This is a genomic window from Aeromonas bestiarum, assembly GCF_028751155.1.
Classification (GTDB): domain Bacteria; phylum Pseudomonadota; class Gammaproteobacteria; order Enterobacterales; family Aeromonadaceae; genus Aeromonas; species Aeromonas bestiarum.
The window spans coordinates 3,384,165-3,407,819 of the sequence record NZ_CP064746.1 but is presented as its reverse complement, the minus strand read 5'-3'; the positions used below and the strand labels follow the sequence as shown (position 1 = coordinate 3,407,819).

Genomic DNA, 23,655 nt, shown 5'->3' with positions numbered 1-23,655 from the left:
CTCCTCGCCAGAGACAAGACGGGCAGCCTGATGGCTGCCCGTTTTGCATTGTCACACCAGCTTGAGGCGCCGGTTGGTGCGCCCGCACGAACTGGCCCCCGCCAGCCAATGACCCTGCCATTCGGTGACGAGGCGCAGCAGGGGATACTCCAGATCGAGCCGGGTCACCACCAGCTGGCCGACGGTGTCGCCTATGACGGGCTCTGCGCTGGCGAGATCGATGATCTCTATGATGCAGCTCTCGTTGACGATGAAGCCGTGACCGGGCTGGCTCTCGTAGGCGATCACCCCCACATCCTGCAACAGCAGACAGTTGAGCGCCCGTATGCCGTGAACGGCCTGCAGCGGCGCCGTGTCGGGGTGAGAGGCTTCACACAGCAGGGCGCAGTGCAGGCTGTCGCTCGGGATCCCGGCCAGCTCCGCCGCCTCCAGCAGATCCAGCAGCGCCGCCAGCGGCCCGACAAAGCCGGTCGGCTGGTAGCGTTGCAGCGCCTCCAGCTGGCGCCGGGTATCGTGGGGGCCGCAAGGTACCACGGGTGCCCCCAGCTGGCGGGCACCGTTGTCGAAGATGAAGGCGGTGGGACTGATGTGGTAGTCGTGGCCGTTGAGCAGTACCTCCCCGGCCTTGAAACCGGCGGCAAACAGAGCCCGTGTCGCCCCCCACCAGTCGGCGCCCGCATATTCGGGAATGGCCAGCTGGCCCGGGCAGGCGAAGACCCGTAGCGCCTGGCTGGCGGGGCGGCCGGTGAGACCGGCGAAGGGAGGATGGGCCTGCTGGGCGGCAAACAGCTCGGCGGCGTCGAGCAGGGGCAGTGTGGTCAGCTCGCCCAGATCCTGCAGGCGACGCTGGCGATAGGCGCTGGAGTAACCGGCGCAATACTGGCTGACATGGGTGAGCAGGTGATTGAGTTGATCCAGTTGTTGCTGCTCTCGCAAGGCGGAGGGGCGAATTTCCAGTCCATCGTAATAGTTCTGCATGAGGCCTCCTTGGTCGGCTGATCCTGCTCAAGGTTAGTTCAAATGGCGGCGCTGATGGGGGTGTGTTTCGCAGGCATGGGCTGGGGTAGACTGTCGCTCCCTACCTCTACCACGGACGAGAGATCATGATAGCGATTGGCCAATCCCTGCCTTTGGGCGAATTCACCTTCATCACCCAGGAAGGCAAGCAGGTGCAGGATAGCCAGGCCCTGTTTGCGGGCAAGAAGGTGGTGCTGTTTGCCGTGCCGGGCGCCTTTACCCCCACCTGCTCCAACGCCCACCTGCCCGGTTATGTGGTGCTGGCCGACCAGTTCAGGGCCAAGGGCGTCGATGCCCTCTATTGTCTGTCGGTCAACGATGCCTTCGTGATGAAGGCCTGGCAGACGGCCCAGAATGCTGACGCCATCACTATGCTGGCCGATGGCGACGGCAGCTGGACCCGGGCGCTTGGCCTTGCCAAGGAGACGGGGGCCTTCGGCGGTATCCGCGCCCAGCGCTTTGCCCTCATCGCCAACGATGGCGTGGTCGAGCAGCTGTTCGTGGAGGCGCCGGGCAAGTTCGAGGTCTCGGATGCCGGGAGCCTGCTGGCGGCGCTGTAAAATATCAATCGGCGTTTGATTTTCCCTTGAAATGGGAAGTCGGCCCGCTACACTGGGCCCACTTCTGGACAGAGCCAGGCACAGTGCCTGGCTCTGTCGTTTGCAGGCGATGGGATGGAGACGTTATGACCCTGGCTGTTGTTGCCCTGATTGCCGGACTGGCGCTGCTGGTCTGGAGTGCGGATAAATTTGTGGACGGCGCCGCCGCGACCGCCCGTTATGCCGGCATGCCGCCGCTGCTGATCGGCATGGTCATCATCGGCTTTGGCACCTCGGCCCCCGAGATGGTGGTCTCCGCGCTGGCGGCTTCCCAGGGCAACCCCGGGCTCGCGCTCGGCAACGCCTATGGCTCCAACATCACCAACATCGCCTTGATCCTGGGTCTGACCGCCCTGATCAGCCCCATCGCTGTGGCCTCCCAGGTGGTGCGCAAGGAGATCCCGATCCTGCTCGGCATCACCCTGCTCTCCGGCGCCCTGCTGCTCGATGGTCGGCTCGATGGCACGGATGCCCTGATCCTGGGGGCCACCTTTCTGGGATTGATGGGCTGGTCCATCTGGGCCGGCATGCGGGGCAAGGGGGATGCGCTCGACACGGACACCGAGGATGACATCAGCAGCGAAGGCATGTCCCTCAAGCGCGCCATCCTCTGGCTCATCGTCGGCCTGGTACTGCTGATCGGCGCCTCCCGCCTGCTGGTGTGGGGCGCAGTGACCATAGCCCAGGCGCTCGGCATCAGCGATCTGGTGATTGGCCTCACCATAGTGGCTGTCGGCACCTCGCTGCCTGAGCTCGCCTCGTCCCTTATCGCCATTCGCAAGAATGAGCACGATCTGGCCCTTGGCAACGTGCTCGGCTCCAACCTGTTCAATACCCTGGCGGTGGTGGGGATCGCGGCTGGCATCCACCCGCTCGATGTGGCGCCCGAGGTGCTCAGCCGTGACTGGAGCATCATGATGGGGCTGACCCTGTTGCTGCTGGTGATGTGTCTGGGCCGCAAGGGGCAGGGGCGGATCAACCGGCTGGAAGGGGGCCTGCTGCTCGCCTGCTTCGTTGCCTACACAGGCTGGCTGCTGGCCAGTCAGTTTATCTGACCGATACAGGTGAAATGAAAGAGGGGAAGCTTGCGCTTCCCCTCTTTGTTATCTGCGTCGCCCTGGCGCGTCAGGCGACCGCCACCAGCTTCTGCCCTTGTTGGCTGCTGTCCAGAATGAGGATGCTCGCCTTGGGGAAGAAGTTGAAAGTCGAGGCCGAGGCCCAGGTGTAGGCTCCCATCACCCGGCCCACCACCAGCTCGCCGATGGCGAGATCCGGCAGCATTATGCCCTCGCGGATCACGTCCACGCTGTCGCAGGTGGGGCCCGAGAGCACAGAGTTGTGCAGCTCGCCACGGGCCAGCGGCGTGCTCACCGGGTAGGTGACGTGGTCATAGAGCTGGCCGTTGTAGCTGCCGTAGAGGCCGTCATCCAGGTAGTACCAGATCTTGTCACCGCGGTGGGCCTTGCCCATCACGCTGGAGACCGAGGTCATGGCCGGTGCGCTGATGAAGCGGCCCGGCTCGGCAATCTTTTGCACCGTGGCCGGCAGCTTGGCCAGCGCCTCGCGGATCGGGGCGCAGAAGCCATCTATGTCGAACTCGCCACCCTCATAATCCACCGGGAAGCCGCCGCCGATGTCCAGCACCCAGGGCTTGAGCCCCAGCTCCCAAGCCTGCTCCATGATCTCGCGGCAGGCATCGATGGCCTGCACATGGCGACGGGCGTGGGGTACCTGGGAGCCGACGTGGAACGACAGCCCCATCACCTTGATGCCCTTGGCGTGAGCCAGTTGCAGCAGCGGCAGCGCCTGCTCCGGGGTGCAGCCGAACTTCTTGGAGAGGTCGACCTTGGTCTCCGGGTTCGGGAAGCTGACCCGCAGCAGCAGCTTGACTTCGTCCTTGTAGGGAATGAACTTCTCCAGCTCCAGCGGGTTGTCATAGACAAACACTGTACAGCCGAACTCGAGCGCATAGCGAATGTCGCTGTCGCGCTTGATGGGATGGGTATGAATACAGCGTCCCGGGCGAACCCCCTGGCTGCGCACCAGATCCACTTCGCCATTGGTGGCCAGATCGAAACAGGCCCCCTCTTCCTTCAAGACAGAGACCACTGCCTCGTGGGGCAGGGGTTTGAGTGCATAGTGCAATCGCACATCGGGCAGGGCGGCCGCCAGGGCCCGATACTGTTTGCGGACGGCTGCCTTGTCGAGCAGCAGCAGGGGGGAGCCGAATTGTTCAACCAGCTGACGGTAGTCTTGTGCGATCAGGGTCTCGTTCATTCTCTTTTGAAAGTCCTTAGGGGGCAGATTTGCCCTAGCCTTGGTTTGTTGAGACGGCAGCGGCCGGCTCAGGCGAGTGGTCCGGAGGGACCAACCAGACACAATGCATAACTCCATCGCAAAGTGCTTAGTTATGCGCGGGATTATCGGCCTATTGCGTTTCTGTGCAAGCATTTTGATTGGATATGTTGGCAAGTTTTTCTGGTCGAGACGAAAGATCATCTTGATATGCGACCTGGTGGCGCAGCCTTATCGAGGGTCGCCCAAAATGGCTTAGTTAAGCTATTGATAGTTAACGAACAAATAACATATCTCCCCATGGGGGCCGAGGCGGGAAAAAAGTGGCGCAGCGGGCCGGCCGAGTGGGAGACAGCTCACATTTTTTGGATTAACATGCCCGCTTCCTAATCCAAACTAGTTCGGATGAAGGTAGCAGGAGAGCGATGGGGGACCATCCACCGAAGAAGTGAATCTTTCAGGTACCGGGCAACCGGTGTGGACTGCTACTGGACGATACTCTGGAGAGACCCGTTAAATCGGGCGCCGAAGGAGCAAGGCACCATGACGACCCGCAAGGGCAGGCTGGCGCCGGAAACTCTCAGGCAAAAGGACAGAGGGGATGGGATGGTTGTACCTGGGCTTGGCCCGCATCCGATCGCCTCTGGCCGATCGCGACACCTATGGGAAGATCATCCTTCTCCTCCTTAATTTTTGTTTTTTAAGGAGGATGCATGTCATCAATTCAATCGGCGTTAACCGCCATCGATAGCTTTATCTGGGGTCCGCCCCTGCTTGCCCTGCTGGTCGGGACAGGTTTCTATCTCACCCTGCGTCTGGGTCTGCTTCAGGTAGTGCGCTTGCCGCTCGCTCTGCGACTGGTGTTTGGCCGCGATCAGGGCCAGGGCAAGCAGGGGGATGTCTCCAGCTTCGGGGCGCTCTGCACCGCGCTCTCCGCCACCATAGGCACCGGCAACATAGTCGGGGTCGCCACCGCCATCAAGCTTGGCGGCCCGGGCGCCCTGTTCTGGATGTGGATGGCGGCCCTGTTCGGCATGGCCACCAAGTACGCCGAGTGTCTGCTGGCGGTCAAATACCGCGAGCAGGATGCCAACGGCCAGATGGCGGGCGGCCCCATGCACTATCTGGAGAAGGGACTCGGATCCAAGCCGCTGGCCAAGCTGTTTGCCCTGTTCGGCATAGGGGTGGCCTTCTTCGGCATAGGTACCTTCCCCCAGGTCAACGCCATCTCAGACGCCATGAGCCTCTCCTTCTCTGTGCCCCGCGAGGCGACCGCCGTGGTGCTGACCCTGATAGTGGCGCTGGTGACCCTGGGGGGCATCCAGTCCATCTCCAGCGTGTCGAGCAAGGTGGTGCCCTTCATGGCCATCTTCTACATACTCGCCTGTGGCGGTGTGCTGGTGAACAACGCCGGTGCCCTGCCCGAGGCCATGGGTCTGGTGATAGGCAGCGCCTTTACCGGCCACGCCGCGACCGGTGGCTTCGTCGGCGCCGGCATCATGCTGGCCATCCAGTCCGGGGTGGCGCGCGGGGTCTTCTCCAACGAGTCGGGGCTGGGCTCTGCCCCCATAGCGGCGGCGGCGGCCAAGACGGATTCCTGCGTGGAGCAGGGGCTGGTCTCCATGACGGGTACCTTCATCGACACCATCATCATCTGCACCATGACGGGCCTGACCCTGGTGGTGACAGGGGTGTGGAGCGGGGACTTGAGCGGCGCCGCCATGACCAGCCAGGCCTTTGCCCAGGGGCTGGATGCCCACATAGGCCAGTATCTGGTGAGCATAGGGCTGCTGTTCTTCGCCTTCACCACCATCCTCGGCTGGAACTACTACGGCGAGCGCTGCACCGAGTACCTGTTCGGGGTCAAGGCGATCAAGCCCTACCGCCTCATCTATCTGGTGCTGGTGGCGAGCGGCGCCTTCCTCCATCTGGACATGATTTGGCTGCTGGCCGATATCGTCAACGGCCTGATGGCGGTGCCGAACCTTATCGGTCTCATCGGTCTGCGCCACGTGGTGATCGCCGAGACTCGCGCCTACTTCAGCCGGGATCTGGACGGTGAAGCCGAGCCGGAGCCGCAGACGGCCTGACCTTATCCGCGTTGGAAAAAGCAAAGCCACGACTGCTGTCGTGGCTTTTTTTATGGTGCGTCAGGCTCTCATCCTTGCTCAGAGGGAGGGCATCTGACTCTCAGTCAACAGTCGTGCCAGCCGCCCTCGCACGTTATCTACCAGAGCCTCCTCACTCCCCCGCCAATGGATCTGCTGTGCCAGCGTGGTGGAGGTGCCGGGTGCAAAACGCAACTCCCCGCGCGCCAGCTCGTAGAAACGGCTCGCCATCCGGGTGCCCTCGTCCACATCCCCCGCCACCAGCAGCATGGCCTGCGCCAGCACGGCGCCGTGGTGATCCTGGCCCGGTGCCAGCCAGCGCTGGGCTGTGCCAGTGATCTTGCGACCCCCGATCACCAGATTGTACTGGCCGTCGCAGAAGGAGCCGGGCACGAAGTCATAGTTTCCCTCAAGGCCGAACTCCGCCAGCAGGGTCAGCAGGGGGGCGCCCAGCAGATGGTAGTAGTGGCCAAGATCCGTGGTGGTGCGGGGCAGCAGCAGGGATAGGTTGAGTATGCCGGCGCCGTGGGGCACGGCTGTGCCGCCGCTGTCGCGCACATGAACCGGCCAGCCTTCGGCGGCAAGCCGCTCGCAGGCTTCCTGATAGCGGGGCAGGCGCATGTCCTTGCGGGTAACGATAAGGCACTGGGGCGCCTGCCAGAGGTGGGCGCAGGGCTGGCCGTCACGGGCACAGTCCCGCAGCCAGTGCTGCTCTTGCGCCAGTATCTGTGCGGGGGAATTGGTGTCGGGGAGGGGAGAGAGCAGGGTATAGGGCATGACGGCATCCTTGGGCAAAGGCTGCCCAGCACACTACCCGCGGCGGAGAAGGAGGTAAAGCCCCGCATGGCGGGGCTTTGGTGCAAGGATGGCGGAGTGTCAGGCCTGTGCGGCGGTGCGTTTGGGCAGCAGCAGGTTCATGACGATGGCGGTGAGGCCGCCGGTGGCGACGCCGTAGGAGAGCACGCTTCGGGCCAGGTCCGGCAGGTGTTGCAGCACCTCGGGCACCTGGGCAACCCCCAGTCCCATGGCGAGCGACACCGCCAGTATCATGAGGGCGCGGCGGTCGAGCTCCTCGCGGGAGATGATGCGCACCCCGGCCGCGGCGATTGTGCCGAACATGACTATGGTGGCACCGCCCAGCACGGGCTCGGGTATTTGCTGCACCAGGCTGGCCACCGCCGGGAACAGGCCGAGCAGGGCCAGCATGGCGGCGATGAAGAGGCCGACGTGGCGGCTGGCCACCCCGGTCAGCTGGATGACGCCGTTGTTCTGGGCGAAGGTGGACATGGGGAAGGTGGAGAAGAGCGCCGCCAGCATGGAGTTGGCGCCGTCGGCCAGCACGCCGCCCTTGATCCGCGCCATGTAGACAGGGCCTTCCAGCGGCTCGCCCGAGATGTCCGAGGTGGCCGTCATGTCGCCGATGGCTTCCAGCGCCGTCACCACGAAGATGATGGCGAGCGGTACGAACAGCTGCCAGTCAAAGCCGAGCCCGTAGTGGAGCGGGATCGGCACCATCACCAGGGGACCGTCGAAGGTGGGGGCCGTGACCTTGCCCAGCAGCAGTGCCACCGCATAGCCCGCCAGCATGGCGATCATGATGGCGGAGAGGCGCAGCCAGGGATTGCGGCTGCGTTGCAGCAAGACGATAAGGCCGAGCACCAGCAGGGAGAGGAAGAGGTTGCTGTGGCTGGCGAAGCTGCCATCCGAGAGGGCGGCATAGCCACCCCCCATGCTGATGAGGCCCACCTTGATCAGGGTCAGGCCGATCAGCAGCACCACTATGCCGGTCACCAGCGGGGTGATCACCCGTTTGACCAGGTGCAGGAAGCGGCTTATCACCACCATGGTGAGGGCGGCCACCAGCATGGTGCCGAACAGGGTGCCCAGCAGATCCTCGGTGGGCATGGCGGCCTGCTTGAGGGCGAGGCCGGAGGCTATGATGGGGCCGAGGAAGTTGAAGCTGGTGCCCTGCACCGACAGCAAGCCGGAGCCGATGGGGCCGAAGCGACGGGTCTGGATGAAGGAGGCGATGCCGGACATGACCAGCGACATGGAGACGATGTAACGGGTGTCGGCGGCAGGGAGGCCGAGGGCATTGGCGATGATGAGGGGCGGGGTAATGATGGCGACAAACATGGCGAGCATATGCTGCAGGGCGGCGAACAGGGTCTGGGGCAGGGGCGGGACATCGTCAATGCCGTAGACCAGTTCGCTGTGGGCTCGCCTGGGAGGATGGGCCTCTGGGGTTGCGCGGACGGCGGCAGCCTGTTCCATAAATACCTCGAATGTGTGGGGGAGGGGGGAGAAAATTGGGCGCTATTTTAGTGATTGAGAGCGGGCTGACCAGCGCTAATTCGGGCTGAAACCGGTTTATTTTTCCATGGGTTGAAACGTTTGCGCGTGGCGATTATGATCCGCCGGTTTGTGTGACGGCGCTCGCCCTGAAATGGCGCCGGTTGCATAGGATTTTGAGCCCGTGCGGCGTAGAATGAGCCCTCTGTCGATATTTGGAGGCTCTGGATGCTGAAGTTGTCGGAGTTCTGGAGTGCCCGTGCCCACTCCGAAGATTTTACCCTGACCCGCATGGGCTTCATGACGGTGCGTCTGCGCCTGCTCACCTGCCTGCTGATGGCGGGACTGCCCGCCTGGGCCCTGGTGGACTGGTTGACCCTGCCCTCCGCCCAGTTCGATGAACTGCTTCAGGCCAGGATCTTCTGCCTGCTGGCCCTCTCTCCGCTCATCCCCTTCTCCTACCTCATCCATTTCAGGCGCGAGCGCATGAAGCTGGCGCTGGGCTATCTGATGGCGGTGATGATGCTGTTCTCCCTCATCTGCCTGCACAGTTTCGGCGCGGATCAGGAGCTGCAGGCGGGCTACATGGCCTTCCCCTATCTGCTCGTCAGTCTGTTTGCCATCTTCCCCATTCCGCTCTCCCTCGGCCTGCAGCTGGCGGGGGGCATCCTGGTCACCATGCTGGCGGGCAACTGGCTGCTGGTGGGACAGCCGCTCTGGAGCGTGCAGACCCTCAACCAGATCTGGCTGCTGGCGCTGTTTGCCCTGGCCAGCAGCTGGGTGCAGTGCGGTCAGCTCAACATGCTGCTGCAGCTCTATCGGGAGTCCACCACGGACGAGCTGACCGGCATGATGAACCGCCGCCTGCTGATGAAGCGGCTGGAGAAGGCCAGGATGAACATGATCCGCAAGCAGTCGCCCTTTGCCGTGCTGTTGCTGGATCTGGACAGATTCAAGCGCATCAACGACACCTTCGGCCATCTGGCGGGGGATGCGGTACTCAAGGAGGTGGCGGCGACTCTGGCGGAGCAGCTGGAACCCGGCATGGTGCTCGGTCGCTATGGCGGCGAGGAGTTTGCCATCCTGTTGCCCAACTGCGGCGATCTGATCCAGGCGAAGCGGGTGGCGGAGCGGCTGCGGGTGGCGGTGGAGGCGCGGCTGGTGAAGAGCCCTACCTCGGATGAGCTGCTGGAGGTGACTGTGAGTATCGGCCTGACCCTGGCCCAGCGCGGCGAGGGGGTCGAGGATCTGCTCAATCGGGCGGACGAGTGCCTCTACATGGCCAAGATGGCGGGGCGCAACTGCGTGGTGGGGGAGCTGGCTGGCAAGCCGGCCGCCATACAGACAGATGCCGCCTGAGGGCGGCATCTAGTAGTCACGGGCAAGGGAGGGATCAGCTCAGCTGGTACTTGCCGGAGAGCTGCTGGGCCAGCAGCTTGAACATGTTGAACACCGCCATTGTCTTGCCGGTCGGGGTGCCATCTTCGGCCAGGAAGAACTCCCCCTTGAACACCAGAATATCCCCCTTCTGCTCCACCGAGTCGGCACGCATGCCGTGGATGAAGTCTTCGTGGCTCGTGATGATGCCGTTGGCCATCTCCAGCAGGGCAGTCTCGGTGATCAGCTCTTTCTGTGATTGCATGCTCGTCTCCTGAAACGACTAGGGGACAGGGCATTGGACACTTGCACATGGCGGCGCCCTGTCTCTGATTGAAGAGGGGGCCAGCATACTGCAAACGGGGATTTTCTGTCATTGATATGACCCCGCATTTTGCCGCTTCCTGCGTCCCCTTATCCTATCACCAGATTTCTGAGCCAGCGGCGCTGGCGGATCCTGCGTTGCACCAGCAGCACCTTGCACAGCTCCTCCAGCAGCACTACGGCCACCACCCAGGAGAGAGGCCAGCCGAGCAGGCTGACCGCCACCCAGGCGAGCGGCAGGCCGATACACCACATGGCGATGATGTCGATGACTATGCTGTAGTTCACGTCGCCGCCGGAGCGCAGCACCCCGATAATCCCCACCATGTTGAACACCTTGAGCAGCATGCCCAGACACATGATGGCGAGCACCTGACCCGCTTCCCCCATCAGCTCGCCCGGCAGGTTGCCGACCCACTGCAGCAGCTGGGTCTGCATCAGCCAGACCGCAATCCCCACCAGCAGGGCGCCGATGGGCGCCAGCAGCAGGAACAGCTGGGAGTGCTGCCAGGCTATGTCGTACTCCTCGGCCCCGAGCCGGTGGCCGAGCAGGGTGGAGCAGGCCACCGCCAGCCCGAAGAAGAGGGAGATGAGGATGCTCTCGAGCGTCCCCAGCGTGGTCATGATGGCCAGCGAATCCGTGCCCAGATGGGCGTAGAGAAAGCCGTAGAGCAGCATGCCGAAGGCCCAGAGCCCGTCGTGGAACAAGAGCGGCAGGGCGATCAGGGTGAAGCGCACCACCTCCTTGCGCCGAAAGGCGTCCCACCAGTCCTGTCTGCGCGGGATGAGGCGGGGCTCCTGCCGCCACACATAGGCAAGCAGCAGCGCCGTCTGCAGCAGCCGTGAAATCGTGGTGCCCCAGGCCGAGCCCGCGACCCCCATGGCCTCGAAGCCGAAATTGCCGAAGATGAGGGCGTAGTTGAGGATGACGTTGGCGATGATGGCCATGATGCCGATCCGGGTCGGCGCCGCCGCGTTGCCCACCGAACGCAGCGCCGCCTCCAGCGGCACGACTATGGCGGTGCAGAGGATGGTGGCACCGGTGATCATCAGAAACTGGTCGGCGAGGGCGCGCAACTCGGGTTCCTGGCTGGCAAAGCCGAGCACGCTGCCCGGCGCGAGCAGATAGATGAGGGCAAACGGCAGGCTCACCAGCAGGGCCCCCACCAGCGCCAGCGCCAGGGCGCGGCGCACCCCGGCCAGCTCGCCGCGGCCGTAATATTGCGCCGCCAACACCGAGACCCCGCCCGAGAGTCCCGCTATCACCAGCAGATTGAAGAAGAAGACCCGGTTACCCAAGCCGACCGCCGCCACAGCCGTGGTGCCAAGCTGGCTCACCATCATGATGTCGATGAGGCCGAGCAGGGAGAACATCATGGATTGCAGCGACACTGGCAGGGCCAGCCGCCACAGTCGCGTCATGAACTCGCGATCGGTGGTTTGTTTTAAAATCGCTTGCCAATAATTCATTTATGTTAACCGGGTATGTGAAAAGCAAGGTTTGTCATGGGTATGATAGGGGCAGTGGCGAGTGGTTCCACTGTGAGCCCCTCTCGGGTTTCTTGTTCAAAACTATCATGTTGAGGCGTTATGCCATTTGTCAGCGAGTGCCTGGAAATAGCCCCGGCCTGCGAGGAGCGGATGCTGGGCCGTGAGGGACTGCCCCTGCTCGGCGAGGCGGGCATCTTTCTGACCGGGCTTTCGAACATCCGCGATCACTATCTCATTCGTCGCAACAGACCCGAGTTTCACATCCTGATGGTGAGCCACGACGAGGGGGGCGCCCTGCTGACCGACGAGGGGGAGCAGCCGATTCCGGCCGGTTCGCTCATCTTCCTGCCCGCCGCCGTGCCGGGTGGCCTGCGGCTCATTGGCGATCACTGGCAGACCAGCTGGATTTTGCTCGATGACGTGCCGCGCTGGCACCATCTGCACCGGCTCGGCCACCGTATCTGGCAGGGGGATGAGGGGGATCAGCTCTATCACCTGCTCAGCCTGATGCAGGGGGAGGGAGTGCGTTCGCCCCTGCAACCCCAGCTGCTGAGCCTGTTGCTGGCGCTGCTTGAGCGAACCCTGCAAGGGGAGGTGCGCGGCACCCCTGAGCTGAGGTTGCAGGCGCTTTTTCGGCGGGTGGAGGCTCGCCTCGACGAGCCCTGGAGCGTGGCGCTGCTGGCCCGGCAGATGGCCTGCTCCGTGCCCCATCTGCATCGGCTCTGCCAGCAGGTGTTCGGCATGGGGCCCATGGCCTGGCTCACCGGGCTTCGGATGAACAAGGCGCGCCAGCTGCTGCTCTACACCAACTGGCCGCTCGGCGAGCTGGCCAGCCGGGTCGGTTACAGCGATGGCGCCAACTTTGCCAACCGCTTTCGCCGCCTCACTGGTCAGACCCCCGGGGCCTTTCGTCGCCAGGGTCGCAAACCTTTTGCAACGGATGTGCAAACTCTTTGAAATTAATGGCGCAAGCCCATAGGATCGGCGGGTTCCTTTGTCCAGGCCATCGTTTAGGTACCCGATCCATGTTTGAAGATAATAACCAGAAACGCCCCCTCTACATTCCCTACGCCGGTCCCGCCCTGCTGGAGACCCCGCTGCTCAACAAGGGCAGCGCCTTCACCAGCGAAGAGCGCAGCAACTTCAACCTCGAAGGCTTGCTGCCCCAGAATATCGAGACCATCGAAGAGCAGGCCGAGCGGGCCTACCGCCAGTTCATGGCGTTTGGCAACGACATGGACAAGCACATCTATCTGCGCAACATCCAGGATACCAACGAGACGCTCTTCTACCGTCTGCTGCACAACCACCTGACCGAGATGCTGCCGGTCATCTACACCCCGACCGTGGGCAAGGCGTGCGAGGAGTTCTCCAACATCTACCGCCGCGCCCGTGGCCTCTTCATCTCCTATCCGGACAAGGACAGGATCGATGACATGCTGCAAAACGCCACCAAGCAGAACGTCAAGGTGATCGTGGTCACCGACGGCGAGCGCATTCTGGGTCTTGGCGATCAGGGCATCGGCGGCATGGGCATTCCCATCGGCAAGCTGTCGCTCTACACCGCCTGTGGCGGCATCTCGCCGGCTTACTGCCTGCCGGTGGTGCTGGACGTGGGCACCAACAACCAGCAGTTGCTGAACGATCCCTTCTACATGGGCTGGCGCAACCCGCGCATCTCGGGTGAAGAGTACGCCGAGTTCGTCGACGCCTTCATTCAGGCGGTCAAGCGCCGCTGGCCGGAGATATTGCTGCAGTTCGAGGACTTCGCCCAGAACAACGCCATGCCGCTGCTCAACCGCTACAAGAACGAGCTCTGCTGCTTCAATGACGACATTCAGGGCACAGCCGCCGTGACGCTCGGCAGCCTGATCGCCGCCTGCAAGGCCTCCGGCGCCAAGCTCTCCGAGAAGCGGGTCGCCTTCCTCGGGGCGGGCAGCGCCGGTTGCGGCATCGCCGAGCAGATAGTGGCGCAGATGAAGGCCGAAGGGCTGACCGATGCCCAGGCCCGTGGCCGGGTCTTCATGGTGGACCGCTTCGGCCTCATCACCGACAAGATCCCCAACCAGCTCGACTTCCAGCGCCGCCTCTCCCAGCCGGTTGATCGCATCGCCGACTGGCCGGTGGGGGACAACATCTCCCTGCTGGAGGTGATGGAGCACGGTCGCCCAGACATACTGATCGGGGTCTCTGGTCAGCCGGGTCTGTTCACCGAAGAGGTGGTCAAGACCATGCACAAGCATTGTGCCCGTCCCATCATATTCCCGCTCTCCAACCCCACCTCGCGGGTCGAGGCGACCCCCGCCGATCTCATCCGCTGGACCGACGGCCAGGCGCTGGTGGCCACCGGCAGCCCGTTTGCACCGGTGGAGTACAAGGGCAAGCGCTACGTCATCGCCCAGTGCAACAACTCCTTCATCTTCCCGGGGATAGGCCTTGGCGTCATCGCCGCCGGCGCCACCCGGGTGACCGATGCCATGCTGATGTCGGCCAGCCGGGCGCTGGCGGAGTGTTCGCCGCTGGTGAAGGGGGCCGAGGGCTCGCTGCTGCCGGATCTGGCGGATATCCATCAGGTCTCCCGCTACATCGCCAAGATGGTGGCCAAGACCGCCATGCTGCAGGGCAAGGCGGTGCAGACCCCGGACGAGGTGATAGAGCAGGCCATAGAAGCGAACTTCTGGCGACCAGAATACCGCCGCTATCGCCGCACCTCCTTCTGATCCTTCGCGCAGAGGAAAAGCAAAAGGGATGCCTCGGCATCCCTTTTTTGTGCACCTTGCACAGGTTTCCCCTTCCGGTGCTTCTCACACGTCTGGCTGCTATCTTCGTTGTTTGGCGCGGCTTATTGCACTACCGGCTCTGCGACGGGGGCCTCGGGGGCGCCCTGGGTGCCGGTGACCCGGACCTCTACCCGGCGATCCGGCCCGAGGCAGTCGATGAGCGCGGCCCTGGCCTTGATGGCATCACACTGGCTGCCGGTGACAGGGTTGCTCTCGCCATTGCCCTGGATGCTGACCTTGTCGGCGGGCAGACCCTTGCCAATCAGGAAGTTGGCGACCGTGCTTGCGCGGGCCTCCGACAGTGCCTGGTTGTTGGCATCCGAACCGATACGGTCCGTGTAGCCCATCACCACTGCGCTGCCATCCTTGGGCTGCACGTCGACTATCTGCTGATAGAGCGACTCCAGTGCCTGCATCCCCTCGGGTTTCAGATCCGCCTTGCCAAACGCAAACAGCACGTCCGAGCTCAGGTTGAAGGTCTGATCCACAGGCTCGGGTGCGGGCGGGGGCGGTGGGACGACAGCAGGGGCCGCGACAGGTTCGACCGGTTTGCTGCGGTTGGGGTGGATCACCAGCTCCAGGGTGGCTGTGCTGATATCGCTGACCCAGCGCTGGGTGCCGCTGTTGAGCTTGTCGTTGTCGGGATCGTCGCCGACCCGGACCATGTAGCGGTAGCGCGCCTGGATGTCGACCCAGTCGTGCAGCTTGGCGGTCAGGCCAAGGCCGGCCAGCGGTGCCAGGTTATTGTCGCCGCCGTTGATGGACTTGACGTGGTAGATATAACCGCCGCCCTCGGCAAATACCGAGAAGATGTCGCCAAGCGGCAAACGGCCTATCACCGACAGTGTGGCCCCCTGGCTGCTGAAGTCATTGCCCTGCACGTCCCAGTCGCCGGTCGACAGGTAGCCGAGCTCGGCGCCCAGATTCTCGGTGAAGTTGTAGCCGCCGAACAGGGAGAGTGCGGTGGCGTCCTTGCTCGCATCCTTGCCAAAATCACCCAGATCGTGGGCGATGGCCCAGCCGCCACCGACCCCGGCATACCAGTCGTTGTCCGGCGCCGCCTGCGCGCCCGTGGCCGCCAATGCCAATGCAATCCAAACAGGTTTCAGTCTTATGTTCATCGCGTATCCTCGTCGATGTTTGGTGTCGTAGGGCTCCAGCCCTGTTGTGTACAACCACCACTATTTATAGGCGATACAGGGTTTTTAACCACTTAGGTGGTACTTGGAATTGCAACGAGCGGGACGAGGTCACAAAACGGGGAGGATGAGCGGTGATCCCGAGGCAATAAAAAAGGAGGCCATCAGGCCTCCTTCCTATGCCACCTGAGTGACTTACTGTTTCACTTCCTGTACGCCGGTGACGCGCACTTCAACGCGACGATCCGGGGCCAGGCAGGCGATCAGCTGTGCCTTGGCCTTGATGCCATTGCACTGGGTGCCGGTGACCGGGCTGGCTTCGCCACGACCTTCGATGGCGACCTTGCCGGCAGGCAGACCCTTGCCGACCAGGAAGTCGGCCACGGTGCGGGCGCGGGCTTCGGACAGCTTCAGGTTGTAGGCGTCAGAACCGATGCGGTCTGTGTAGCCGACGACCACGGCGCTGCCATCTTTCGGCTGCACGTCGACGATCTGCTGATACAGGGTATTGAGCGCGGCAACCCCTTCCGGCTTCAGGGTGGATTTGCCGAAGGCAAACAGCACGTCCGAGCTCAGGGCGAAGTTCTTGTCGACGACCACGGGCTCAGGAACCGGCTCGGGCGCCGGTGCCGGGACAGGGGCAACATAAGAGGTGCGGTTCGGGTGCATCACCAGTTCCAGGGTGGCCACGCTCATGTTGGTTTCCCAGGTCTTCTGCTCATCACCCAGGTTCCACATGTAGCGGTAGCGGGCTTGCACATCGATGAGGTCGGAGAGCTTGGCGGTCAGGCCCAGACCGGCCAGCGGCGCAGTGCCGTTGTCGCTGTTGCCGTTGCCGTTGACGTGGTTGAAGTAGGCGCCGCCTTCTGCAAACACGGAGAAGATGTCGTTCAGCGGCAGACGGGCAAGACCGGACAGGGTGGCACCCTGGGTCTTGAAGTCAACGCCATCGACGCCACCCTTGCCGGCGTAGAGGTAGCCCAGTTCGGCACCGAAGTTTTCGGTGAAGTTGTAGCCGCCAAACAGGGAGAGCGCGGTGGCGTCCTTGTCAGCGTCCTTGCCAAAGTCGTTCAGGTCGTGGCCATAAGCCCAACCTGCGCCGATACCTGTGTACCAGTCGTTGGCTGCCTGAGCGGTGGAAGTTCCCATGGCCGCGATGGCCAGAGCAATCAGGGCGGGTGCCATTTTCATTTTCATCGTTTTATCCTCGTTGAGTTTGCCGTGCTAGGGCGTACTGCGCACTCTTCAGTTATACCGGTCACAAGTGACAATTCAGCTGCGACCTCCATGGTGAACCACGGCTGGCTTGAATGAAAAAAGAGATGGTTCCTGGATACTCATGAAGTCTTGGCTTCATGGACAACTAACCGGACAAGAAGCACTTTTAATAGTTCATCCAATACCTTACAAGCGGGGTTACTGTATTCTTTTGACTCGCTTTGATCAAGTTTCTGTACAGATATCCAGCGGTAGTGCGGGTTGGAGCAAAAAAGCAGGCCGTGCGGCGGGGGAGAGGGTTTGACAGAAAGTGTCGCGTCTTGCTGCGTTTACCATCAATCAATGGCAAGCGGGAAAACAAAAGGGGATGCCGTGGCATCCCCTTTTCGCATCATCTGAACAGAGTCAGATTATTTCTGAACTTCTTGTACGCCAGAGACGCGAACTTCTACGCGACGATCCGGGGCCAGGCAGGAGATCAGCTGAGCTTTAGCCTTGACGGCGTTGCACTTGGTGCCAGTAACCGGGTTGGCTTCGCCACGACCTTCTACTGCAACCTTGCTGGCAGCCATACCCTTGCTCACCAGGAAGTTGGCAACGGTACGGGCACGGGCTTCGGACAGCTTCTGGTTGTAAGCGTCGGAACCGATGCGGTCGGTGTAACCAACGACAACAGCGTTGCCATCTTTCGGCTGGAATTCAACGATTTGCTGATACAGACCGTTCAGGGCTGCAACGCCTTCCGGCTTCAGGCTGTCTTTGCCAAAGGCAAACAGCACGTCGGAGTTCAGCGCGAAGTTCTTCTCAACAACCTGCGGGGCAGGAGCCGGAGCTTCTTCAACAACAGGAGCCGGAGCCGGCGCTACGTAGGAAGAACGGAACGGGTGGTATACGGCTTCCAGGGTCGCAACGCTCTGGTTGGACTTGTAGCGGTCACCGTTGTCGGCGTGCAGGTCAGCCACGTCCCACATGTAGCGGTAGCGAGCTTGCAGATCCAGCGCGTCGTTGACCTTGTAGGTCACGCCCAGGCCAGCCAGCGGGGAAACTTTGGTGTCACTTACACCCAGACCGTCGGTGTGAGCCCAGTAGGCGCCGCCTTCAGCGAAGGCAGAGAAGTCGCCGCCCAGCGGCAGACGAGCGATACCGGACAGGGTGGCACCCTGGTTCTCGTAACGGTTGCCATCGGTATTGCCACGGCCTGCGTACTGGTAACCGAATTCGGTACCGAAGTTCTCGGTGAAGTTGTAACCAACGAAGGCGTTGGCAGCAGCCGCGTCTTCTTCGCCAGTGTTCACGCTTTCGATCTTGTTCAGACCGTTGAAGTGTGCAGCACCGACACCGGCACCGAAGTAGATGTCGTCAGCGGCGTGAGCTGCAGTTGCACCCATGGCAGCCATAGCGATGGCGATCAGGGAAGGAGCCATTTTCATCATAAAAAAATCCTCGTTGAGATGGCACGTTGTTCACGTGCTTCGCACTTTTTAATTTATGTAAGCTGCAGGCTCTGCCGAACAACAGCGTTGAGTCTGGCAGGGATCCCGGTTCCATCCGGGAGGCACACATTCCTGGTGCACAAAGCGAGCGGGTGGCAGCGTAAGCAATGCCTTCAACCCTTCACGAACAGCCGATGTCATTCCGATGACGTGGCGCACTCTATGCCGATTTCAAAACATGATCAAGCTCACACATAAGCCATATGGCAAATTGTGTCGTGTGGATAACTGGCTGTTTATCCAAATTAATTAGTGATCCAAATAGGCTCTGTGCAGCTTCTTTTCGAGTTTCATATAGGCCTGAACCCAGTCAGATTGCGCCATGGAGGGGGATTCCCTCGTCTGGAACACCGCCAGATAATCGGCCTCGGTTGCTTCGCACAGTAAGGGTGTGAAACTGAGCAAAAAATGACGGGCAAGGTAGGGATCGAGGGGCCAGATGTTGAGGATGGCCCGTGCCACGGGCTGAACCGCAGCTGAACAGCGAAAATGGCGGTGACCCGCTTCCAGCCAGAGTGCCATCTCGGCGAGCCCGCTTTCGGGTACCAGACCGCCGTCGCCCTGCTCGTTGGCAAGGGCAAGGCGTTGGCCATTGCCGAGCAGCAGATGTCCGTCTTGTTGCAAGACGCCATCGTGACTGCGCAGGGTCAGCCCCGCCACTGGCTGTTCGAGAAACAGGCTGCTTTTGTCATCGAGCGCAGTCAAAACCGCTGCCGCCTGCTCATGCATGGCGGCAGGCAACCAGAAGGCTTCGGCGCGTGTCTGCTGGCCTTGCATCAACTGGCGGGTGAGTTCTGCAGGTGTTGAAACTGGGTGTAAACAGGAGATTATGCCGGGGAGCGCCATGAGTTCCTACTCTTTAGGGATAGCTGGCGGATTATACGAGTTATTCCTGCAGCAACAATAAAGGTTTCTTTTCGAGACTGTTTACCTGAGGCGGTTGAGCGATTACCATCCCCGATGTTTGCAAGGGTTGTCGTCGAAAGACGCTGATTAAAGATAGAGGCTCGACCATAACGAGTCCGTTCAAAACTGATACACTTGACTACGAGTCGTCGCGAAAAATAAAGGTGGAGTCAATCCGCCGTACGGAGTATGGAACAATATGAATTCAAATATCGTAACTGTTGGTAAGAAGATCCGTCAGATCCGTGAAGCGGTCGGTTTGAGCCGTCCCAAGTTTGCCGATCTGCTGGGCGTTCCCCCGACCACCCTGAAGAACTATGAACTGGGTTATCGTGAAGTAGGTGGCGCCTTTCTGGTGGCACTGGCGCATCACCCTGAGCTGCACAAGTTCACCCTCTGGCTGCTGGCTGACAAGAAAGTCGCCGAAATTGGCCAGATCGGTCCGGACGATATTGCCAAGGCTTGATTTAATTGGGCTTTGACAAAAATGCCGCCATTGAGGCGGCATTTTTTTATCCATCAAATAACTACTTCATTTAATTAAATTTGGCTAAGTGTGCTCTCACCAAGGCTTTTCACGAAAATACCTTGGCAAGTCGGATTAATCCTCAGAAAATTCCTGCCCTAAAATCAGGGTTATCCTTCGCATGATGCGCACAGTGAGACAAGCATGAGTCAAATCCTTCCCCAGGCCAGAGATGGCTTTACCAGTAAATTCGGTGTCCTTGCCGCCACCCTGGGTTCAGCCGTCGGGCTGGGCAATATCTGGAAATTTCCCTACCTGACGGGTGAAAACGGCGGCGCCGGTTTTCTGCTGGTCTATGTGATTGCCACCCTGCTGGTGGGGCTGCCGGTGATGATTTCCGAGATCATGCTGGGTCGCAAGGGCAAGGCCGATGCGGTGACCACCCTGAGCAAGCTGGGTCCCAAGGGACAGCCCTGGTGGCTGATCGCCCTGATGGGAGTGGTCGCGGCCTTCCTCATCATGTCCTTCTATTCCGAAGTGGCGGCCTGGGTGTTCGCCTATATCTTCAAGGCCATCAGCGGCGAGATACTGTCGACCGACCCTGCGGTCACGGGCGCGGCCTTCAATGCACTCATCACCAACCCGCTGCAGAGCCTGCTCTGGCAGTGGCTGGTACTGGCGCTGATGGGAGGCATACTGCTGATGGGGGTCTCCAAGGGGATCGAAGCGGTCACCAAGAAGCTGATGCCGGTGCTCTTCATCCTGCTGCTGGTGATAGGCATTCGCAGTCTGACCCTGCCAGGGGCGAGCCAGGGTCTGCATTTTCTGTTCTCACCGGACTTTTCCAAGATCACCGCCGGCGTGGTGCTGACCGCCATGGGGCTGGCCTTCTTCAAGCTCTCCATTGGCATGGGTTGCATGATGACCTATGGCAGCTACTTCCGGGATGATCAGAACATTCCGCTCACCACCTTCCGGGTGATGTGCGCCGATCTGTTCGTCTCCATGCTGGCGGGGATTGCCATCTTCCCGGCCGTGTTCGCATTCGGGTTCGAGCCCTCCGCCGGCCCCTCCCTGCTGTTCATCACCATTCCGGCTGTGTTTGCCAGCATACCGTTCGGTCACCTGTTCATGGTGCTGTTCTTCGTGCTCTCCGCCATCGCGGCGACGGGCGCCATGCTCTCCATCCTGGAAGTGCCTGTCTCTGTGGTGTCCGAGCGTTTCCACATGAGCCGCCCCAAGGCGACCCTGCTTAACCTGCTGGTGCTGGGGGCGGTGGGTTCGACCTGTGCGCTCTCCAACAGCTCGCTGGCGGAGGTGCAGATTGCCGGCAAGACCTTCTTCGACCTGTTCGACTTCGTCTCCTCCAACGTATTGATGCCCCTTGGCGGTATCTTCCTCTGCCTGTTCGTGGGCTGGGTGTGGGGCTTTGAGCGGATGAAGGAGGCGCTGACCAACGGCGGTGAACTGGAGCTGGCCATCCTCAAGCCGCTGTTCTTCATCATTCGTTATGTGTCGCCGCTGCTGATCCTGATCGTCATGCTCAAGGGGCTGGGGCTGTTCTGATGGCTTGCCTGCCGCAAGAATGCAAAAAGAGCGCCGTTGGCGCTCTTTTTTTATGGGCTCGTCAGGGTGGCACCCGGCGTCAGATCAAACCGAGACGGGAGAGCTCCTCCTTGAGCTGCTCCACGTTGCGCTCGACACAGGCTTCCCCCTCGTTGATGGCATCACCCGCCCGGTGAAAGTCCATGATGGAGAAGCTGCCAAGGCGCGGGCAGAGCTGGATCTCGGGGGGATCCCCCGCCATCCGGGCGCGGGTGATGCGCTCCTGCATTATGTTGATGGAGCCTGTCATCACGCTCCACATGCCGGGTGTATTGGGGCCCTCACCCCGGTTGAACCACTGGCTGAAGCGGTTGCCGCTGACGGGCTCGTCCGGTTCGTCGGTCCAGGGCTGGTGCATGTCGGCGTTGAGATTGACGGCGATCACCACCTCGGCCCCCATGGCGCGGGCCAGCGAGATGGGCACAGGGTTGACCACGGCGCCATCCACCAGCCAGCGATCCTCGACCAGGGTGGGGGTCAGTATGCCGGGCATGCCACAGGAGGCGCGCACGCACTGGCGCAGCGGCCCCTGTTGCAGCCAGATCTCGCGACCGGTATCGAGCTCGGTGGCGACGCAGGCGAAGGGCAGCGGCAGGCTCTCGATGGCGGGATCCCCTAAGTGATTGGCGGCGATGCCAAACACCTTTTCACCGCGAAACAGGCCGCCGGAGAGGGCGGGATCGAGCAGGCCGACCACCTGCAGCCGGCTGAAGCCGCGCACCCAGGACTCCAGTTTGTCCAGCTCGCCCGCGGCATAGGCGGCGCCGACGAAGCTGCCGATGGAGCAGCCTGCCACCAGATCCGGTTTGACACCGAGCCGCTCCAGCGCCCGTATGATGCCGATGTGCGCCCATCCTCGGGCAGCGCCACTGCCCAGAGCCAATCCCACGCGGGGTTTTCGTGACACTTTGTCTCTCCTGAGGTGAGTGAGGCGTTCAGCTTACCCGGTGTTTTTTGCGCCGTCATCCTGCCAGCGTTCACTGCGATTGCGACCGTTGGCCTTGGCCCGATAGAGGGCCACGTCCGCCCGGCGGATCGCCTCCTGCAGCTGTGTCTCGGGGGCGCAGTGGTGATAACCCAGGCTGACGGTGACCGCCAGGGTGGGTGCAATATCGCCCCACGGATGGCGGGCTATCTGCAGGCGCAACCGCTCGGCCAGCTGATCCAGTGGCTCGGATCCCTTGGCAACCAGCAGCAAAAATTCCTCGCCACCCCAGCGGATCAGGGCATCCTCTTTTCTGGTCTGGCCCTGGCAGAGCCTGACCAGCTGGATAAGCACCCGATCGCCGACCTCGTGACCAAAGCGGTCGTTGACCAGCTTGAAGTGATCGCAATCGAACATGATCACCCCGACGCCGCGCGCCCTGGCATGGGCTCGGGCCTGTTCAAATTCGTCGAAGTAGTGGCGGTTGAAGGCGCCGGTCAGGGCATCGTGGTTGGAGAGATAGTCCAGCTGCCGGTTCAGGCGGTGGGACTTGAGGCTGGAGAGCGCCGCCAGCACCATGAAGAGGATGGCGATCAGGGTCGGGGCAGATTGCCAGAGCAGGGCCTGCAACAGGGAGGGCAGCGGGATGCGATGGATCAGGGTGAGCCCGGTATCGGGAATGGCGTGGACCAGTTGAAAGGCGCCCTGGCGCCATTGGTAGCTATCCCGTTCGGCCTGGAACTTTGGGACAAAGTCAGCTCCCTGATGGTTGCTGGCCAGGATCTGCTGATGCTGATTGACCAGAAACAGGCTGCCTATGCCGGGTGTGGACTCATCCAGCAGCTGTTCGAGCCGCGAGAGCAGCACATCTATGCTGATGACGCCCACCAGCACCTGATCCTTCACTATGGGTTGCGACAGTGAGATCATCTGTCCCTCCCCGGCAAAGTCCTCGTAGGGGCGCGATACGATGGCGCGCTGGCTGGGATTTTGCTGTTTCAGGGCATCCTGCCAGTAGGATTTCAGATAGATGGCGCGATGAAAGCGAAACTGGCTGGAGGGGATCCAGGGGTAGAGGTAGATGAAGTCATCCACCCCGGTGAAGTAGATCCAGGCAACCTTGTCCCCCAGCAGCTTGTTGGTGGTGGAGAGCAGGGGGGAGAGGCTCAGCGCCAGGTGCAGTCTGGCTTCCCGCTCGCTGCCCCGGGCGGGCAGCTGGCCCAGGCCGGTCAGATTGCCGCTGAGCCCCTCGGGCAGGTTGCCGGGCACCTTGTCCAGCGAAAACCCCTTATCTGGCGAGGCTTGCAGGGCGCCATAGAGCTGGCGGGTCAGCGCCGACTGCGGATTGCTGCGCAGTCGCTCCTCGGCCTGGCCGCGCATGGCCTCGAGAAAGGTCTCCATCTGCTGAAACTGGGATCGCAAGCGGGCGGCCGTGTTGAGGGTGTCGCGCTCATAGAGTTCGGTGACATGTTTCAGGGTCTGATGAATCGTGAGGGTCAGCAGCAGTGTGACGACGGCGCCAAGCAGCCATTGCAGTTTGTGTGTGACGAAAGCGGGACTTGGTGCAGGCATAGGCGGTGGGGCTGGGTCTGGGCGGTTCGGTTCATCAGTGTAGGGCAG

The 23,655-nt window shown here is 61.8% G+C and carries 20 protein-coding genes and 1 riboswitch; of the genes, 8 read left to right on the top strand and 12 right to left on the bottom strand.

The window, feature by feature from the left end; all coding sequences use genetic code 11:
* Positions 1 to 51: 51 nt before the first annotated feature.
* Complete coding sequence (locus IU367_RS15700; RefSeq protein ID WP_043134591.1) at positions 52 to 978, bottom strand: phenylacetate--CoA ligase family protein; 927 nt, start codon at positions 976 to 978, stop codon at positions 52 to 54.
* A 125-nt stretch (positions 979 to 1,103) separates the two neighbouring features.
* On the opposite strand from IU367_RS15700, the gene IU367_RS15695 reads away from it, so the two are divergent.
* Both IU367_RS15695 and IU367_RS15690 read left to right on the top strand, forming a co-directional pair.
* A complete protein-coding gene (locus IU367_RS15695) occupies positions 1,104 to 1,577 on the top strand; it encodes a peroxiredoxin (RefSeq protein WP_098984717.1) in 474 nt (157 codons plus the stop codon).
* Positions 1,578 to 1,702: 125 nt separating this feature from the next.
* Positions 1,703 to 2,671 (top strand): calcium/sodium antiporter, encoded by a 969-nt coding sequence (locus IU367_RS15690; RefSeq protein ID WP_098984716.1) that lies wholly within the window; start codon positions 1,703 to 1,705, stop codon positions 2,669 to 2,671.
* 70 nt (positions 2,672 to 2,741) lie between these two features.
* Here IU367_RS15690 and IU367_RS15685 read toward each other — a convergent pair whose 3' ends face one another.
* Positions 2,742 to 3,893, bottom strand: coding sequence for a type III PLP-dependent enzyme (locus IU367_RS15685; RefSeq protein ID WP_043134595.1), 1,152 nt, complete (start codon positions 3,891 to 3,893; stop codon positions 2,742 to 2,744).
* Positions 3,894 to 4,401: 508 nt separating this feature from the next.
* A riboswitch (glycine riboswitch) is annotated at positions 4,402 to 4,517 on the top strand.
* 107 nt (positions 4,518 to 4,624) lie between these two features.
* On the opposite strand from IU367_RS15685, the gene IU367_RS15680 reads away from it, so the two are divergent.
* Positions 4,625 to 6,001 carry an alanine/glycine:cation symporter family protein gene (locus IU367_RS15680; protein ID WP_098984714.1) on the top strand — a complete coding sequence of 459 codons (1,377 nt, stop codon included), beginning with the start codon at positions 4,625 to 4,627 and terminating at the stop codon, positions 5,999 to 6,001.
* Between the two features lie 78 nt (positions 6,002 to 6,079).
* Here the strand turns inward: IU367_RS15680 and IU367_RS15675 are convergent, their stop codons facing one another.
* Positions 6,080 to 6,796 carry a lipoyl protein ligase domain-containing protein gene (locus tag IU367_RS15675; RefSeq protein ID WP_098984713.1) on the bottom strand — a complete coding sequence of 239 codons (717 nt, stop codon included), beginning with the start codon at positions 6,794 to 6,796 and terminating at the stop codon, positions 6,080 to 6,082.
* A 99-nt stretch (positions 6,797 to 6,895) separates the two neighbouring features.
* Entirely contained in the window at positions 6,896 to 8,293 is a 1,398-nt protein-coding gene (locus tag IU367_RS15670; protein ID WP_274452397.1) for a nucleobase:cation symporter-2 family protein, read from the bottom strand.
* 246 nt (positions 8,294 to 8,539) lie between these two features.
* On the opposite strand from IU367_RS15670, the gene IU367_RS15665 reads away from it, so the two are divergent.
* Complete coding sequence (locus tag IU367_RS15665) at positions 8,540 to 9,670, top strand: GGDEF domain-containing protein (protein ID WP_169045651.1); 1,131 nt, start codon at positions 8,540 to 8,542, stop codon at positions 9,668 to 9,670.
* Between the two features lie 34 nt (positions 9,671 to 9,704).
* On the opposite strand, the gene IU367_RS15660 is transcribed toward IU367_RS15665, so the two are convergent.
* Positions 9,705 to 9,953, bottom strand: coding sequence for a DUF2498 family protein (locus tag IU367_RS15660; RefSeq protein ID WP_043554859.1), 249 nt, complete (start codon positions 9,951 to 9,953; stop codon positions 9,705 to 9,707).
* A 149-nt stretch (positions 9,954 to 10,102) separates the two neighbouring features.
* Positions 10,103 to 11,482, bottom strand: a complete 1,380-nt coding sequence (locus IU367_RS15655; protein ID WP_098984709.1) for an MATE family efflux transporter — start codon at positions 11,480 to 11,482, stop codon at positions 10,103 to 10,105.
* Positions 11,483 to 11,602: 120 nt separating this feature from the next.
* Between IU367_RS15655 and IU367_RS15650 the strand changes: the two genes are divergently transcribed.
* Together IU367_RS15650 and IU367_RS15645 are read left to right on the top strand one after the other, a co-directional pair.
* On the top strand, positions 11,603 to 12,460 hold the full coding sequence (locus IU367_RS15650) for a helix-turn-helix transcriptional regulator (RefSeq protein WP_274452395.1): 858 nt from the start codon (positions 11,603 to 11,605) through the stop codon (positions 12,458 to 12,460).
* 68 nt (positions 12,461 to 12,528) lie between these two features.
* Positions 12,529 to 14,223: an NAD-dependent malic enzyme gene (locus IU367_RS15645; protein ID WP_274452394.1), complete on the top strand. Its 1,695-nt coding sequence runs from the start codon at positions 12,529 to 12,531 to the stop codon at positions 14,221 to 14,223.
* A 122-nt stretch (positions 14,224 to 14,345) separates the two neighbouring features.
* Here IU367_RS15645 and IU367_RS15640 read toward each other — a convergent pair whose 3' ends face one another.
* The 4 genes from IU367_RS15640 to IU367_RS15625 all read right to left on the bottom strand — a co-directional run bounded on the left by IU367_RS15640 (position 14,346) and on the right by IU367_RS15625 (position 18,979).
* Positions 14,346 to 15,404: an OmpA family protein gene (locus tag IU367_RS15640; protein ID WP_274452393.1), complete on the bottom strand. Its 1,059-nt coding sequence runs from the start codon at positions 15,402 to 15,404 to the stop codon at positions 14,346 to 14,348.
* Between the two features lie 213 nt (positions 15,405 to 15,617).
* On the bottom strand, positions 15,618 to 16,619 hold the full coding sequence (ompAII, locus tag IU367_RS15635; protein WP_043134609.1) for a porin OmpAII: 1,002 nt from the start codon (positions 16,617 to 16,619) through the stop codon (positions 15,618 to 15,620).
* Between the two features lie 431 nt (positions 16,620 to 17,050).
* A complete protein-coding gene (locus IU367_RS15630) occupies positions 17,051 to 18,073 on the bottom strand; it encodes an OmpA family protein (protein WP_274452392.1) in 1,023 nt (340 codons plus the stop codon).
* Between the two features lie 309 nt (positions 18,074 to 18,382).
* On the bottom strand, positions 18,383 to 18,979 hold the full coding sequence (locus IU367_RS15625) for a hypothetical protein (protein WP_274452391.1): 597 nt from the start codon (positions 18,977 to 18,979) through the stop codon (positions 18,383 to 18,385).
* A 259-nt stretch (positions 18,980 to 19,238) separates the two neighbouring features.
* Here IU367_RS15625 and IU367_RS15620 point away from each other — a divergent pair, with 259 nt between their 5' ends.
* Both IU367_RS15620 and IU367_RS15615 read left to right on the top strand, forming a co-directional pair.
* The gene (locus IU367_RS15620) at positions 19,239 to 19,505 is read left to right on the top strand and encodes a helix-turn-helix domain-containing protein (protein WP_005298604.1); all 267 of its coding nucleotides are present in this window, start codon (positions 19,239 to 19,241) and stop codon (positions 19,503 to 19,505) included.
* A gap of 204 nt (positions 19,506 to 19,709) precedes the next feature.
* Positions 19,710 to 21,071 carry a sodium-dependent transporter gene (locus IU367_RS15615; protein ID WP_043134613.1) on the top strand — a complete coding sequence of 454 codons (1,362 nt, stop codon included), beginning with the start codon at positions 19,710 to 19,712 and terminating at the stop codon, positions 21,069 to 21,071.
* Positions 21,072 to 21,150: 79 nt separating this feature from the next.
* Here IU367_RS15615 and rssA read toward each other — a convergent pair whose 3' ends face one another.
* Both rssA and IU367_RS15605 read right to left on the bottom strand, forming a co-directional pair.
* Positions 21,151 to 22,017 (bottom strand): patatin-like phospholipase RssA, encoded by an 867-nt coding sequence (gene rssA, locus IU367_RS15610; protein ID WP_043134615.1) that lies wholly within the window; start codon positions 22,015 to 22,017, stop codon positions 21,151 to 21,153.
* A gap of 33 nt (positions 22,018 to 22,050) precedes the next feature.
* On the bottom strand, positions 22,051 to 23,607 hold the full coding sequence (locus tag IU367_RS15605; RefSeq protein WP_274452390.1) for a sensor domain-containing diguanylate cyclase: 1,557 nt from the start codon (positions 23,605 to 23,607) through the stop codon (positions 22,051 to 22,053).
* Between the last annotated feature and the right edge of the window lie 48 nt (positions 23,608 to 23,655).